14 protein-coding genes and 1 pseudogene are annotated in these 14,674 nt (G+C 50.9%); 10 read left to right on the top strand and 5 right to left on the bottom strand.

Annotated features, from left to right (window positions below):
- Window positions 1-80: 80 nt before the first annotated feature.
- Complete coding sequence (locus tag B5F34_RS10385; RefSeq protein ID WP_140392994.1) at window positions 81-344, bottom strand: hypothetical protein; 264 nt, start codon at window positions 342-344, stop codon at window positions 81-83.
- 506 nt (window positions 345-850) lie between these two features.
- Between B5F34_RS10385 and B5F34_RS10380 the strand changes: the two genes are divergently transcribed.
- From B5F34_RS10380 to B5F34_RS10345, 9 genes are all read left to right on the top strand, one after another.
- On the top strand, window positions 851-1,774 hold the full coding sequence (locus B5F34_RS10380; RefSeq protein WP_087338416.1) for a DMT family transporter: 924 nt from the start codon (window positions 851-853) through the stop codon (window positions 1,772-1,774).
- 331 nt (window positions 1,775-2,105) lie between these two features.
- Window positions 2,106-3,395 (top strand): TolC family protein, encoded by a 1,290-nt coding sequence (locus B5F34_RS10375; protein WP_087338413.1) that lies wholly within the window; start codon window positions 2,106-2,108, stop codon window positions 3,393-3,395.
- 16 nt (window positions 3,396-3,411) lie between these two features.
- Window positions 3,412-4,293: an HlyD family efflux transporter periplasmic adaptor subunit gene (locus B5F34_RS10370; protein WP_087338411.1), complete on the top strand. Its 882-nt coding sequence runs from the start codon at window positions 3,412-3,414 to the stop codon at window positions 4,291-4,293.
- On the top strand, window positions 4,286-7,390 hold the full coding sequence (locus B5F34_RS10365; RefSeq protein WP_087338408.1) for an efflux RND transporter permease subunit: 3,105 nt from the start codon (window positions 4,286-4,288) through the stop codon (window positions 7,388-7,390). Before B5F34_RS10370 ends, B5F34_RS10365 begins: the two co-directional genes overlap by 8 nt.
- 72 nt (window positions 7,391-7,462) lie before the next feature.
- Complete coding sequence (locus B5F34_RS10360; protein ID WP_087338554.1) at window positions 7,463-8,035, top strand: GrpB family protein; 573 nt, start codon at window positions 7,463-7,465, stop codon at window positions 8,033-8,035.
- Complete coding sequence (locus B5F34_RS17580) at window positions 8,032-8,196, top strand: hypothetical protein (protein WP_162609317.1); 165 nt, start codon at window positions 8,032-8,034, stop codon at window positions 8,194-8,196. Before B5F34_RS10360 ends, B5F34_RS17580 begins: the two co-directional genes overlap by 4 nt.
- Window positions 8,197-8,317: 121 nt before the next feature.
- Complete coding sequence (locus B5F34_RS10355) at window positions 8,318-8,632, top strand: lipocalin family protein (RefSeq protein WP_343224310.1); 315 nt, start codon at window positions 8,318-8,320, stop codon at window positions 8,630-8,632.
- A gap of 249 nt (window positions 8,633-8,881) precedes the next feature.
- Window positions 8,882-9,235: an EamA family transporter gene (locus tag B5F34_RS10350; protein ID WP_343224309.1), complete on the top strand. Its 354-nt coding sequence runs from the start codon at window positions 8,882-8,884 to the stop codon at window positions 9,233-9,235.
- Complete coding sequence (locus B5F34_RS10345; RefSeq protein WP_087338398.1) at window positions 9,232-9,909, top strand: response regulator transcription factor; 678 nt, start codon at window positions 9,232-9,234, stop codon at window positions 9,907-9,909. Before B5F34_RS10350 ends, B5F34_RS10345 begins: the two co-directional genes overlap by 4 nt.
- A gap of 271 nt (window positions 9,910-10,180) precedes the next feature.
- Here the strand turns inward: B5F34_RS10345 and B5F34_RS10340 are convergent, their stop codons facing one another.
- Window positions 10,181-10,933 (bottom strand): isoprenylcysteine carboxylmethyltransferase family protein, encoded by a 753-nt coding sequence (locus B5F34_RS10340; RefSeq protein ID WP_087338395.1) that lies wholly within the window; start codon window positions 10,931-10,933, stop codon window positions 10,181-10,183.
- A 165-nt stretch (window positions 10,934-11,098) separates the two neighbouring features.
- Here B5F34_RS10340 and B5F34_RS10335 point away from each other — a divergent pair, with 165 nt between their 5' ends.
- Window positions 11,099-12,154 carry a HAMP domain-containing sensor histidine kinase gene (locus B5F34_RS10335; protein WP_087338393.1) on the top strand — a complete coding sequence of 352 codons (1,056 nt, stop codon included), beginning with the start codon at window positions 11,099-11,101 and terminating at the stop codon, window positions 12,152-12,154.
- Window positions 12,155-12,292: 138 nt separating this feature from the next.
- On the opposite strand, the gene B5F34_RS10330 is transcribed toward B5F34_RS10335, so the two are convergent.
- The 3 genes and pseudogenes from B5F34_RS10330 to B5F34_RS17355 form a co-directional block, all read right to left on the bottom strand.
- Window positions 12,293-13,282 (bottom strand): metallophosphoesterase family protein, encoded by a 990-nt coding sequence (locus B5F34_RS10330; RefSeq protein WP_087338390.1) that lies wholly within the window; start codon window positions 13,280-13,282, stop codon window positions 12,293-12,295.
- 90 nt (window positions 13,283-13,372) lie between these two features.
- Window positions 13,373-14,545 (bottom strand): metallophosphoesterase family protein, encoded by a 1,173-nt coding sequence (locus B5F34_RS10325; RefSeq protein WP_087338387.1) that lies wholly within the window; start codon window positions 14,543-14,545, stop codon window positions 13,373-13,375.
- Window positions 14,546-14,569: 24 nt separating this feature from the next.
- Window positions 14,570-14,674, bottom strand: a pseudogene (locus B5F34_RS17355) (IS982 family transposase); the annotation flags it as partial.

The following is a 14,674-nucleotide window of genomic DNA, read 5'->3' as shown; positions in this document are numbered from 1 at the left end:
CAAAAAAAGAGCATCCTGCCTGCCCATAGAAGGACAAAAGCCAGGACGCTCTGCCTATATAGAAAAATATTGACTTGTTTCTAATTGCAATAGCCGAAAGTACAATCTACATTATCCGCTCCCGCCGCGTCAACCTGAGTCAGGCTGGTGCCTGGCCAGACATAGCGGGGCACATAGTCTGCTTTCGTGTCGGTCTTGGTAGCGACAAGATGGTGAGAAGACTTGCCCGTCCGTCCGGCAAAGCAGAAGTCTTTCACCACATCTACACCAATGTCGCTCCAGGTAACAGAACCGATGACCGTCAACAAGGGTAGGTTCATTATCCATAAATGAATCTTCTTCATGTTGATAGGAATTAAGTCAAACGACAATGAAGTTGATAAGCACAAGAAACGAAGCAAGAGGAGCGAAGCGCCCGAAAGAGGATGCGCATCGCCTTCGAAAAGCGGTGAAGTGGTATGTGAATAAAGTCCGGCCGGTATAACAGGCACGGCAGAAAGTAATCCGTTTGTTCATCTTGCACAAATAATTTTATCGCACCTGTCCATCGAAGGAGGGATGCTTCTAAATTATTCTGCAAGACGGGACGCAGAGTATGTAACAGGTTTATTATGGAGAGAAGAGCCGTCCCACTACTTTCAGTCACATTAGACCGAATTGCCAAGGTAATGTAATCTCTCCGCCGAAAGGAGCTTCCGGATTGCGGGTGCAAAGGTATGCCTTTTTCCGGAGACAAGCAAGGGTATGGAGGCAAGAAATTATCCTTTTTCTACGAAAACGTATGTACGATGCCATAATATATGTACCTTTGCCCCTCAAAAACGTGACATCTATACATCTTTACTGACATATGAACACATCAAAATTAAAAGGCTTCCTCTACGGACTGGCTACCTCGATTACTTTCGGTCTTATCCCCCTGTTCACCCTACCGCTGATGCAACGGGGACTGACATCCGACAGTATTCTGTTTTACCGTTTCATAACCGCCACCCTGGCCCTGGGAGCAATGATGCTACTGAAAGGCGAGTCGTTCCGCATCACTTGGCGCGATGTGCCCCTGCTCATCACTATGGCCCTGTTCTACACCGCCTCATCCATGTTCCTGCTTTATGGCTATGAGGTGATGGGTGCTGGCGTAGCCACAACACTGCATTTCACCTACCCTATCTTTACTACACTGCTGATGCTCGTGCTGTTCCGCGAACAGGCTTCGTGGGTAACGTGGCTGGCTATTGCATTGGCTGTAGGAGGCGTAGCCCGACTGTCATTGCAAGGGACGGAACTGACAATTGATGCGTGGGGTGTGTTCATCGTCCTGCTTTCTGCCGTGGGCTATGCCAGCTACATCGTCTCTGTCAATAAATCCCGCCTGAAAAATATGCACAGCCGCAAACTGGCATTCTATGTCTTTCTGTTTACAGCGCTTACCTTCACAATAAAAAACAGCATCCAACACAGTCTACAGCCGCTACCCGACTGGGAATCCATAGGATTGGTAGCTCTGCTGGCCGTCATGCCCACGGTCATCTCGAATATCACTCTACTACTGGCCGTACGCCACATCGGTGGTACGCTGACATCCATCCTCGGTGCCATGGAGCCGGTGACAGCAGTCGTCATAGGAGCGTGCGTCTTTGGCGAATCATTCACCACGACCGAAGCAACAGGCATCGCACTGATACTGATAGCAGTCGTACTGATTATCCTGACCAATCGAATCAAGGAGGGAGTGGAAACAGTGATGAAACGCATTCGCCCACGGCACGTCTGATGTAGGGGTAAACAGCCGTTCCTTCCTATCGTGCAGCTACAACAAAAACGCCGGCCGATTATTCAAATTATCTTCTTCCCATTTTACACATTACCAGACCATTATTCCTAAGCGCTTGGAAGCGAACTTCCAAGCGCTTGCCTGTCTGCTTCCAAACGCTTAGGAATCGTCTTCTTCTGTATCAGCCATAACAAGCCTTTACTGCCGCACCTTTTTAGCTACCCGTCGGAACTTGCAGGCGCCCTGCCAACTTATTGGCTCAAGAGGCATCACGATTCTTCAAAATTCCTACAACATCCGTACCTATTTTTGCCGGGAAAAAGGTATCTATATGATTCGGATGTATTTTATTTTTGTTTTTTCCTGCTTTCTTCTTACCGCAGCAGGACAAGGGACATCCCCCGATTTGGCTTATTATATAGAAGTCGCCCGGAATTACAGCCCGCTGCTCAACGACTACCGCAACCAACCGCAAATAGAGCAGGTGGAGCTCCAGCGGCTGAAGGCGCTGTACACCCGTTCACGCATAGAGTTGAATGGAGATTACCTGTTTGTGCCGGTCATAACCAAAGACGGGGGACAAACTTCTTTCCGATGGAACGCGCAGGATGCCATAGATTATTATGGTTATGACTTGGGCGAAAGCAGCGGACATTTGCATGCCGGAGCTACGTGGACACAGCCGCTCTTGGGGCATTCATCTTACAAAGTGGCACAAGAGCTGTCCGGAATAAACATCGAGATTACCCGTAACAATATCCGCATAGAAGAGAACCAACTGGAACGCTTGGTAACGGAACAGTACCTGCTCTGCCTGCTCGACCAGACACAAATAGCGTTTGCCGACTCTATTGCCGCAGTGCTTGAACATCAACAGGAGATAGTCCGGCTGTTTGCAGACAAAGGCTTGGCCAAGCAGTCGGACCTGCACTTGCTTGCCATCGAGCGGGAGGCAAATGCCGAGTTGCGACTTTCATCCCTACAAGCTTATCACACACATCTGATGGACCTGAACCTGCTGTGCGGCATTGATGATACTACGGATGTTGCCTTGGCAAATATCGGACTTCATCTCAGGCTGCCGTTGGACAGAGGGAGCCTTTTTACAGAACAATACCGGCTGGACAGCCTGAACACAGCGGCATCGCTGCACTCTTTCAACTTGCAGTACAAGCCACGATTGGACTTGTTTGTGAATGGCGGCATGCAGACGGGCAGTTTCTCGCAGTGGTACAGACATTTCGGCTGGAGCGCGGGGCTGACGTTTACATGGACTCTCTTCGACGGCAGGCAAAAGCGATGGAAAGAACGCCAGGCAGAATTGCAGCAGCAAAGCATACGCATCTATCGGGACCATGCCGAATACCAGCGCAACATGAGGCTCCGCCAATGCCTGTCGGAGTTGGAGAAATATGACCGGAGGGAAGAGGCTTTGGAAAAGCAGCTTGCCGAATATGAATGTGTTCTGTCCGACTATGCACGGGAGATAACAGCCGGGCAGGTTTCCGTATTGGACTATATCACCGTGCTCCGTAACCGGATACAGACAGAGAAAGATTGCCTGCTGCTACGGACGAACCGGCAATTGGTCATCGCTACCTATAATTATTGGAACCACTAAAGAACGATTAGATACAATGAAAGCAAAGTATATCTTACTATTCCCTGCCCTCCTTTCGGCCTGTACGGGCAGCAAGGTAGACAAGGCCTCCGAGGCCGAACCGGCTACGGAAGTGACTCTGACACACGTTGTCTTCGGGCATATTCCCCAAGAAATCATCCTCAGGGCGACCACGGTTTATCAGAACAAGACCGTTGTCGCTGCCCCGATTCCTTCGTTTGCCTCGGAGGTATATGTGCGGACGGGCAAGCGGGTGGAGGCCGGAGAATTACTCTATCGCCTCGAAAGCAAAGAGCAGCACGCATTGGGGCAGAACAATGCTCCCATCGAAATAAGGGCAACACGGCCTGGCATCGTAATTGATGTACAGACACAAGCCGGCAGCTATGCGGCAGAAGGCACAACACTCTGCACACTGGCCGAAACCGGAAGTCTTGTATTTGAGATAAACGTACCTTACGAACAGCGAAAGTATGCGCAGAGCGGAAGCCGCTGCACGCTGGAACTGCCCGACGGGACATGCCTCCGGGCCACCGTACTGACTTCTCTGGCTACCATGAACGAAACCTCACAATCGGAAAAGATTATTGCCACTGCCATGGATGCCCCCTTCCTGCCCGAAGGGATGAACGTGAAGGCTATCTTTACTTCGGCAGGCAAGGCAGAATCAGTTCTGCTCCTCCCCAAAGCCGCTGTGCAGAGCGACGAAACGTTGACAGAGCATTGGGTGATGCGTCTGGCCGACGACAGCACCGCCGTAAAAGTTCCGGTCGAGACAGGTAACAGCACGGCAGACAGTATTGAAATCTATGGACCATTGACACCAACCGACCGCATCGTCCTGACCGGAGGATATGCTTTGGCAGACAGCAGTAAAATCATCATCAGCCATGAATAAGAAAGGGCTCCATCAACTCTATGCCAAGCCCATCCTCTTCGTGGGCTTGCTGCTCCTGCTGGCTGGCATTTACAGCTATACACGGATGCAGACCAACCTGTTTCCTGAAGTGCTCTTCCCGCGTATCACCGTCATTGCCGATGCGGGACAGCAGCCGGTGGACCGCATGATGATTACCGTCACCAAGCCATTGGAAAGCGCGGTAAAGAAGGTACCGGGCACTACCGTGGTGAAGAGCAGTACCTCACGTGGCAGTTGTGTGATAGACGTGTATTTCCGCTGGGGACTGGACATTTATGCCCTGAAGACCCAGTTGGAGAACCGCATCAACGAAATCAAAAACTACCTGCCTGCCGGGACGGTCATCTCCACCGAAGCGATGAACCAGTCGCTCTTTCCCGTCTATGGCTTTACGCTGGAGAGCCGGACGCACAGCCGCATCGCCTTGCGCGACGTGGGCAACTTAGTGGTACGTCCGATGTTCTCACAAGTGCAGGGCATCAGCAACGTGGTGGTGCGCGGAGGCAAGGCGAAGGAGTTCGTCGTCAAGCCCGATGCGATGAAGATGTCGGCACTGGGCATCACTCCCGCACAGATAAAGGATGCCTTCGCGCAGACCAACTTCGTGCTGGGCAACGGACAGGTGGCAGACTATGGCCGCCTTTACCTCTCGCTGACCGACACGCGCATCGACGGACTGGAAGAGTTGCGCGACGTGATTGTCCGCGACGACGGCAAGCGCACCGTCTGCCTGCGCGACTTTGCCGAGGTGGAGATACAGGAGCAGCAGGAGTTCCTCAAAATCAATGCCGACGGCGAGGATGCCGTGCTCGTGGACCTCGTGAAGCAGCCCGGCGTCAACCTGCTGACCTTCGCCAAGGACGTGGAGAAGAAGGCGGACGAGATACGCGCCCAACTGCCCGAAGGCTACGAACTGAAGCCCTACTACAACCAGAGTGCCTTCGTGGGCGACAGCATCCACAGCGTGTTGCGCACCATCTACGAAGGGTTATTCCTTGCATTGGTGGTGATGGTGCTGTTCCTGCGCTCGTGGCGGTCGAGCCTCGTGGTGATGCTCACCATACCGGTGACGGTGGCGTTCAGCATCCTGCTGTGCTACTTGGCAGGGATAACGATTAATGTCATGTCGCTTGGCGCGATGGCGGCATCGGTGGGACTGATTATTGACGATGCCATCGTCATCATCGAGCAGATATACCGCGAGCACGAAGAGCATCCCGGCACCGACCGCTTCACCGCCGTGCGCCGTGCCATCCACGACCTCTTCCCTGCCATGGTGGCATCATCATTGGCTACCATCGTCATCCACTTCCCCTTCCGGCTGATGAGCGGACTGGCAGGGAGCTTCTTCAAGGAACTGTCCGATACGATGCAGCTCACGATGGTGGCATCGTTCCTTGTCACTTGGCTTCTTCTTCCGGTATTACATTTGGTAATAGGTTACAAGGAAAGGCTGCGTCCGAAGGCATTGGACACCAAGGAACTGGAGGAAGCCTCCATACGCAAGGTGCATTTCCTTACCTTTATATATAGAAGACCGATAGTTGCCTTTGCTTTTGTAGTTCTGTTGATAGGTGGCGGCTGGTATGCCTCCACGCAGTTGCCTTCGGGATTCCTGCCCGACCTGGACGAAGGGACGATTGTGCTCGACTACCATTCGCCGGCAGGTACGGACATCGAAGAGACCGACCGCCTGTGCCGGCAGATGGAGAAGATCATCCTGGCGCATCCCGATGTGGAGACCTATTCGCGGCGCACGGCACTGGGCATGTCGTTCAAGACACGGCCCACGAACTTCGGCGACTACCTCATCCAACTGAAGAAGGATAGGAAGAAGTCCACCCCCGAAGTCATCAGCGACCTGCGCCGCAGCATCTCGCAGGCGGTGCCCGTCATGACCATCAGCTTCGGCCAGCACATTGCCGACCTGCTGGGCGACCTGATGAGTACGCCTCAACCTGTCGAAGTAAAGATATTCGGCAATGACTACCCGACGTTGCAACACATGGCAACGCAAGCCGAACAGGTGATGCAGACGGTACCCGGCGTGGTGGACATCGATAACGGGCTGGTGCCTGCCGGAGCCTCGCTGGTGTTCTTGCCGAAGGAAGAAAGGCTACGGCAGTTCGGCATCACCCTGACCGACTTCCAGGAGCAGCTTGCCGCCTATACAGACGGGGTTCCCCTCAGCCAGCCGGAAGGTATCATCGAGCCTCACCCCGCGCAGGCGGCAATGACGGGCGGACTGCAAATCGGCTCGGTGCAGGACGGCGAGCAGATGCGCCGCATCCTCCTGCGCTTCACCGACTTTCCCGACAACTCCCCCGAATTGCTGCAACGGCAGCTCATCTTCCTGCCCGACGGCTCCACCCGTCCGCTCGCCTACTTCTGCGACGTGCAGGTAGTGCCCGGCGAGATAGAACAGCGGCGCGAGGACCTGAAGAGCAACATCACCCTCACCGCGCGGCTGGAGAACCGTGACTTAGGCACCGTGGTGGACGAACTGCAACAGGCGTTTGCTTCCAGACTGCATCTGCCGGCGGGCTACAGCATCGCGTTCGGCGGCGCCTACTCCGAGCAGCAACAGTCTTTCCGCGAGCTGGCGATGATACTCAGCCTTGCCACCCTGCTGGTGCTCACCGTGCTGATGTTCCTCTTGCGCGAGTGGCTCATCTCGCTGGCAGTGCTGTTCATCTCGCTGACGGGCATCTGCGGATGCCTGCTCGCCCTGTGGCTCACCGGCGTGCCGCTCAACGTCAGCAGCTACACGGGCATCATCATGATTGTGGGCATCCTGGCAGAGAACAGCATCTTCACAGTCTGGCAATACCGGATGAACCGCCGTCGGGGCGGCGCGGTAGACGAGTCGGTGGACTATGCCATCGCCCTGCGCATCCGTCCCAAGCTGATGACCGCCATCGGTGCCATCCTCGCCCTGATGCCCCTCGCCTTGGGGCTGGGCATGGGCGCACAGATGCAGCAGCCGCTTGCCGTGGCGGTGATAGGCGGTTTCGTCGTCGGTCTGCCCCTGCTGCTGGTGGTATTGCCGGCGCTGATGCGGAGGATTTACCGGTGAATGGTGGGATTGGTGTTTGTTCCGCTCTTCGATTTTTCATACCTTCGCAAACATCAACCTAATATGCAGAATATGAAACAAAAAGAATTAACAGATTTATCTTTGGAAGAATTGTGGCAATTGTTCCCCATTATCCTGACTCCGCATCAGGATTGTTGGTCGGATTGGTACGAGGAAGAAGCGGGAATGTTGCAAAGGGAAATCCCCGGAATCAGGCGGATCAGCCACATAGGAAGTACCGCCATCCAAGGAATTTGGGCGAAGCCTACTGTTGATATGCTTGTGGAAGTGGACAAAGAAAAGCCACTTGCCGATTTCAAAGACAAGATAGAAAAGTGCGGTTACATCTGTATGGCAGAACGCGGAAACCGCTTGGATTTCAATAAAGGTTATACGCTGCAAGGCTTTGCCGAACGTGTGTTCCACCTGCATCTGCGGTATGTCGGAGATAACGACGAACTCTATTTCAGGGATTACATTCAAAAAGATGCCACCGCCGCCAAAGAGTACGAACGGCTTAAACTTGATTTATGGAAACGATATGAACATGACCGGGACGCATACACTTTATATAAAAGCGATTTCATAAAACACTATACTGAAATAGGAAAACAGCTTTTCCCCGATAAATACAAAGAAGCGTGAAGTGGGTAAGCTTTATCCGCCCGACAACCGCCGTTCGAGGCTCCGACATGGGCGCACAGATGCAGCAGCCGCTTGCCGTGGCGGTGATGGGCGGCTTCGTGGCGGGATTGCCCCTGCTGCTGATGGTACTTCCGGCCCTGATGCGGGGGATATACCGGTGAATGAATTGCGGGGCTTAGTGCTTGCTAAACTCCCATTTCTTCTATACCTTTGCCTCCATATAGCAACTCTAAAAATCAAATTAACATGAACTATGTATGGAAATGTGTCTGTATAGCAGGCATGGTGAGTGCCTTGGCGGCATGTAATGCAGGTGTCTCGATAGAGGGACAATGGGTAGAACCTATTCCAGGAATGGAAGGCGTACAAGGATTCATGTTGGAAAAAGGAGGAAAAGCATCCTCTATCAACATGGCTACGTTGAAATACGAGGCTTGGGAACAAAACGGGCAACAGCTGATATTGTCGGGAGAGAGCATTGGCAACGGAGTCAGCGGCTCTTTCTCGGACACGTTGACAATCGAACGACTGACACCGGATAGCTTGATTCTAAAAAACGGCATGCAATTCCGCAAATATTCTCGCCCGGTAGAATAACCGATTGTATCAAGATAATCCGTTTGGCTGACGACCAGTCAGGGAATCATCAGAAGGCACTGTCCGTCCAGAGGGGCAGTGCTTTTTTGTTTTGTTTCTTCTTTCTTCAAAATTCCTACAAAATCCGCTCCTACCTTTGCGCAGATACAATAACTTTGCAACCGACTTAAAAACAGGAAAGCGATTACGTGGAAATACTATGCACTGCTGTCTGCCCTCTTTGCCGCGCTGACCGCCATCTTCGCCAAGGTGGGCGTGAAAGACATTAATTCAGATTTGGCTACGGCTATCCGCACCACCGTCATCCTGCTGCTGACGTGGGGCATCGTGCTCTTCGGGCAGCACGTGGGCGAGATAAGGGAGATTCCGCGTCATGCCTGGCTCTTCCTCGTGCTGAGCGGGGTGGCGACGGGGCTGTCGTGGCTGTTCTACTTCAAGGCGTTGCAGACGGGCGACGTGTCGCGCGTGGCGCCGATAGACAAGCTGAGCGTCGTCATCACCATCTGCCTGTCGTTCCTGTTACTGAAGGAACCGGTCAGCCTGCGGGTGGTGGCGGGCGCGCTGCTGATTACGGGCGGAAGCATCCTTATGTTACTGAAATGAAACTGCTGATAATCGAAGACGAAAGGGAACTGTCGGCCAGCATCGTGGCCTACCTCAGTTCCGAAAACTATGTGTGCGAGCAGGCTTTCACCTACGCCGAAGCACTGGAGAAGGTCGGGCTCTACGACTACGACTGTGTGCTGCTCGACCTGATGCTGCCCGGCGGCAACGGGCTGGACATCCTGCGTGAGATACGGAAGCGGCAGAATCCGGTCGGGGTCATCATCGTGTCTGCCAAAGACTCGCTGGACGACAAGGTGCGGGGACTGGAAATCGGGGCGGACGACTACCTTGCCAAGCCTTTCCACCTGCCCGAACTCTCAATGCGTATCTACGCCATCATCCGCCGCCGTGAGTTTGCCGGGGGCAACCTGCTGCGTAGCAACGGCATCGAAATCAACCTGCCAGCCAAGTCGGTCAGCGTGAAGGGCCACCCCGTTGTGCTGACACGCACGGAATACGAACTGCTGCTCTTCTTCATCGGCAATGCAGGCAAGGTGGTGTCGAAGGCGGCGATGGCAGAGCACCTCAGCGGCGACATGGCCGACATGCTGGACAGCCACGACTTTGTCTACACCCACATCAAGAACCTGAAGGCAAAGCTGGCGGAGGCGGGCGTGAGGGATTGCGTCAAGAATGTGTACGGGACGAGGTATAAATGGGTGGAACTGTGAAAACCAAGTATCGGAAGCAATTATCCTTATAATAGCTCTTCATAAATATTGTGTGTACAATCCCTGCCGGTTAGCGATAATAGGCAGGGATTCTGCTATACCTGTCATAGAAGTGATTTAAACTTTCTGACCGCTATACGAACTAATTGTCATGTAACTGATTATCAGCAGACTGGTCCTTATATACAACAAGCTCGCTACTTAGCGCCTGGAAGCGGGCTGCTTAGCGCTTGGATGTTTTCTGTAAAGAGCTTATCAGCAATGCCGTCCTTTACCTTCCTGGTTCATTCAAAAGCCTTGTATGCTTCTTGATGTACTTCAGCACCAGATATCCTATGCCACTTACAAGTGTCATAGCACATAATCCTGGGTTGGCCGAAACAGACGTTATCTGCCATGCTACGATAAAATCAAACAAACTGAATAACAAAAAGAGGGCGAATACACCATTCTTCTCCTTTTTGACCACTTTCTTCCAAGAGAAAGGCAAATCGGATGGCGTGAACTGTCTGAAACGAGGAAAAAATGCTGGAGTCCGCTCAGCCCAATTCAGGTAAACATCTCCGAATTTCCGACGCAAGAACTGTTCCTCAGCATACATTATACGCTCATAGTAAATCCAATAACCCAAGACAAATGCCACAGTAAATCCAATATTGCAAGTGAGCAGAGCAATACCAAGCCACATCAAGAAATTTCCCAGATACAGCGGATGTCTTACCACCGAATAAATGCCTGTGGTATTCAGACTGTCGGCCACTTGTTTGGCAGTATTTCTTCCAGAAGTACTTACAGGCGTATGCCCCACAGTATACATGCGAATAACCATACCTGCCAGACTGATAAAAAGACACAAACATTCGTATCCTTGCCAGTAAGGGAGAACGGTTGAAAACAGGATTCCGGAAGTATGGATAGTGAAAATTTGTGCCCATATTCCTACAAACAAAACAATAAGCGGCAAAAGGCTCCTCCGGCGAAACAACCAATTACCTTGTGATTCCAATTCTTCTTGCAATGCCATAACTACAGTGATTTATTATGGTGGCAAAGGTAGAAATCAAGTTTGTGGAAAGTTTGAAGACTCCCGAACAAAGACAAAACTTCAACATTTCTACAAATTCTCATCCTTCTTTTGCGTAGATGGAATAATTTTGTACCGGAATATCAAGAAAACAAATCAGCAAGAATGAAGAACCAAAGCCTTTCACGGAAGATGCTGACGCAGTTTACCGCCTGCATCGCGGTGTTGCTGCTGCTTGCCACGCCCCTGTTCTATTTCCTTACGAAGCACTATTATGCCGAGGATATGATAGACATCATCGAGGCTGTAGGTCAGGGACAGCCCATCCCGACACTCGATTTGGAAGAAGACATTATGCACGGCATTATGATACAATTCGGAGTCATCACCCTGGTACTGGCCATCGCCCTTATCTTGACCATGCGCTTCATCTCCCACCGGCTATGGCATCCTTTCGACGAAACCCTCCGTCAAATTGAAGGCTTCCGCCTGGAGGATGGCGCACTGCCCGTCTTGCCAGAAAGCAGTGTGAAAGAATTTGCCCGGCTAAATCATACACTGACCGCCCTCATGCGCAACAGTCTGGCCAGTTATCGTACGCATAAAGAGTTTACCGAGAATGCCTCGCACGAGTTGCAAACCCCACTCGCCGTATTCCAGAGCAAACTCGACCTTTTACTACAGCAACCCAATCTGAGCGAACGACAAGCTGAAATCATACAAGGTCTTTATGAGAACGTCACCCGCCTTACCCGTCTGAACCGCAACCTGCTTTTACTTGCCAAGATAGACAACCGTCAATATGAACAAATGGAGACCATAAATCTGGACGATTTTCTCAACGGACAGCTCTCTTCGCTGGAAAGTCTGACGGGAAATATCACACTCTACAAAGATTTCCAAACCACACTGACAATACGCGCCAACCGTACCTTGCTGGAAAGCCTCGTAAACAATCTGGTGGTAAATGCCGTCCGGCACAACCATCCCCAAGGTGAAATCGGTCTCACCCTGACCAACAGCCAACTCATTGTGGCAAATACTTCAGATGAACCGCCATTGGATGAAAAATTGGTATTCAACCGATTCTATCGCACATCAGAGAAGACAGCAGGCAACGGACTGGGACTGGCCATCGTAAAAGCCGTATGCGAATATCATGGATGGAAAGTGAATTACTTATATAGTAAAGGCAAACACTGTTTCGTCATCAACTTTTAGTTGCAGCTTTCCCTGAATCCGTATCAGAACATGCAGGGCTTCATGAAAGTAAAAAGTTAAGGAGTTAAGCCCATCTTGCCCGTACAACCAACAGACAATCTATCAGCTTAACTCCTTATCAGGAAAGAATGCAGAAGATTATTTCTTCACATAACTGTCCGGATAGACTGTACTGTCTATCTGTTTGCCGCCAGCCAAGTCAATCCACGTATCAAACGTACGCTTTCCTTCTTTCAATACAATGACACGGGCACCGTTTGGCAAATGATTGTACACCGTATTTCCACCCGTATATCGCCCGTATCCCAAAAGAATACCGTGCCACATCACCGTATAGTCATTATCATGATCATGTCCGGCAAACATACCCATCACATCGCCAGCCTCCTTCATGGCCGTAAACATGCCGGTGTTCAATGCCGGCGCACAAGCTTTTTCCATACGCGTTCCTTTAAATATGGCATTCTCGGCAGAAGCTGCCAAATTGTATTCGGGCAGAGGAATATGGAAGAAAGCCAAAGCCGGCAAGGGCTGACCGCCGTTGGCTGCTGTAAATGAAGCGCTCTGTTTGCGATAATTCTCCACCTGCTCAAATGTCAACCAATCGTATCCTTTCACATCTTTCAAGCGAGAATAAGAATGCGTGTCAAAGAAATAAAGAATCGCCCGGTCTACTCCCTTACCATCCGATGACTTCACCGTCAGTGTATAGTCTGGTGAATCGGCTTCTCCCCTGTCCGGTTGCAAATTGCCCGGCACAGTCCGGATGATGTCATATAGCTGTGCACGAGTCATTCCCTGTTCATCGTCATGATTCCCAAAAGTCACGACAAAAGGAATCTTACGGACCGCAACACGTTCCAGCACAGTCAGCATCCCGGAATCGGCTGGTTGGGCATAAATAACATCACCGGTGAAAACCACCAAATCAGGCTGTTCAGACTCCAGTACCTCGTCTATACGCTCTAAAGCTATATCTGAGGCCGGATTCCCATACTTGAAATGGACATCGGTGAACTGCACAATCTTGAATTCACCCGCTTTGTTGAATTTTAACACAGAAGATTGGGCGTTCAGGTTCAGACACCCCAATCCCATCAAACAAAAGAATAATAAAATCTGTCTCATCGTTTTACATTTTGCTTAGTGAGTATAGTAAATATTAAAAAAGTTGTAAGTAATCGTTCTGATTCCGTTTATTAATCAGACTCATTCATTTCATTTCCGAATCAACAAGCGGTCCGTTTCTTTTCCTTCCAAATCATAAATACGAATGTCCAATTGACTCCGGCTGGCCTGTGCCTTCAGCAATGTCTTATTGGAATTGACGATTAGCGGGAAGTCCACACCATTTTCACCGGCCTCTAAACGCACATAACGGTGCAAATGTGCACTGAGATACACATCGGGTTTAGCCTCATTCAGCAGTGGGAAGAACTTACGGGCAATATCCAATTCGCCATGCCAACCGCCAAACGGAGGCATGTGGCACACTATTACCTTGAATGGGGCTTCTCGATAAAGTTCGCTTTTCAGCGCTTTTTCCAACCAGCGTGCCTGACGTGTGCGGTATTCGTCATAAGCAGTAATGCCATAATACTCTACGTCGCTATCAGGCTTGTCTTCTCCACAGTCCAAAACGACAAAACACACCGGTCCCTGCCGGAACATATAGTATAGTTCTTCCGTTTTAGGGTTGAAATAATTCTTGAACTGAGAGGCCATAGGACCCCTGGTTTCATGATTGCCCCGACAATAGTAGACCGGAACCGAACCGGCAAACAACTCAATGGCCTTGTCCATGAAGCCGCTAAACAGTTGCTCCTGATCTTGCGAATAAGAGACCATATCTCCATTGAAAAGGAACAGGTCTGTCTGCTCCAGATTGCACATACCTACCATTTTCTCCAGTCTGGCGTTATCTCCATGAATATCGTTGACCATGGCAAAGGAAACCGACTCTTTCGCTGGATCAAGGGTCGTGAAAGCCAATGGAGCTTTGCTATACACATCGGTAGAAGTTATACTGCCATATATTACCTGATTGCCTTTGTGCTCAAGCACCTCTTGGGCACAAGCACGATAGCGGTATCGTGTTCCCGCCTGCAATCCTTCTATCTTTACCACATGAAGAGAAGAAATACGTTTAATTCCGATCTGCGTATCGAAATATTTGGGACGTTCTTGGGCGTAAAAATGGCTATCATCATCCGGTGCCATCTCCACCCACCCCACAGAAGGTTTGTCTGTCACCCAAACAACGGTCGCCTCATCGGTTCCGACATTCTGCAAATACGGTCCGTGAATGATACGGACATTATGCTGCCCCCAAACCGGCAAGGTGTAGGCAGCCACTACCAGAAACAGAAAAAAACTTAGAGTATGTTTCATCAAACTATACACCCGTTGGCGGAATTAAGTCAGCGCATACTTGACTCTGCCAATGGGCTTGTTGTTTTTGTAGTTAATGTATTGTAGGATTGTAAGTGCGCTGATTTTCCCGATAATCCGGGCGAACAA

The sequence above is a fragment of the Mediterranea sp. An20 genome, from assembly GCF_002160055.1.
Taxonomy (GTDB): domain Bacteria; phylum Bacteroidota; class Bacteroidia; order Bacteroidales; family Bacteroidaceae; genus Bacteroides; species Bacteroides avicola.
The sequence above is the reverse complement of the archived record's forward strand: the minus strand, read 5'-3'. Positions and strand labels throughout refer to the sequence as shown.

What these genes read in the sequence shown, in the direction of transcription:
- B5F34_RS10385 (WP_140392994.1), bottom strand. Translation starts at nt 344, where the DNA reads ATGAAGAAGATTCATTTATGGATAATGAACCTACCCTTGTTGACGGTC.
- B5F34_RS10380 (WP_087338416.1), top strand. Translation starts at nt 851, where the DNA reads ATGAACACATCAAAATTAAAAGGCTTCCTCTACGGACTGGCTACCTCG.
- B5F34_RS10375 (WP_087338413.1), top strand. Translation starts at nt 2,106, where the DNA reads ATGATTCGGATGTATTTTATTTTTGTTTTTTCCTGCTTTCTTCTTACC.
- B5F34_RS10370 (WP_087338411.1), top strand. Translation starts at nt 3,412, where the DNA reads ATGAAAGCAAAGTATATCTTACTATTCCCTGCCCTCCTTTCGGCCTGT.
- B5F34_RS10365 (WP_087338408.1), top strand. Translation starts at nt 4,286, where the DNA reads ATGAATAAGAAAGGGCTCCATCAACTCTATGCCAAGCCCATCCTCTTC.
- B5F34_RS10360 (WP_087338554.1), top strand. Translation starts at nt 7,463, where the DNA reads ATGAAACAAAAAGAATTAACAGATTTATCTTTGGAAGAATTGTGGCAA.
- B5F34_RS10355 (WP_343224310.1), top strand. Translation starts at nt 8,318, where the DNA reads ATGGTGAGTGCCTTGGCGGCATGTAATGCAGGTGTCTCGATAGAGGGA.
- B5F34_RS10345 (WP_087338398.1), top strand. Translation starts at nt 9,232, where the DNA reads ATGAAACTGCTGATAATCGAAGACGAAAGGGAACTGTCGGCCAGCATC.
- B5F34_RS10340 (WP_087338395.1), bottom strand. Translation starts at nt 10,933, where the DNA reads ATGGCATTGCAAGAAGAATTGGAATCACAAGGTAATTGGTTGTTTCGC.
- B5F34_RS10335 (WP_087338393.1), top strand. Translation starts at nt 11,099, where the DNA reads ATGAAGAACCAAAGCCTTTCACGGAAGATGCTGACGCAGTTTACCGCC.
- B5F34_RS10330 (WP_087338390.1), bottom strand. Translation starts at nt 13,282, where the DNA reads ATGAGACAGATTTTATTATTCTTTTGTTTGATGGGATTGGGGTGTCTG.
- B5F34_RS10325 (WP_087338387.1), bottom strand. Translation starts at nt 14,545, where the DNA reads ATGAAACATACTCTAAGTTTTTTTCTGTTTCTGGTAGTGGCTGCCTAC.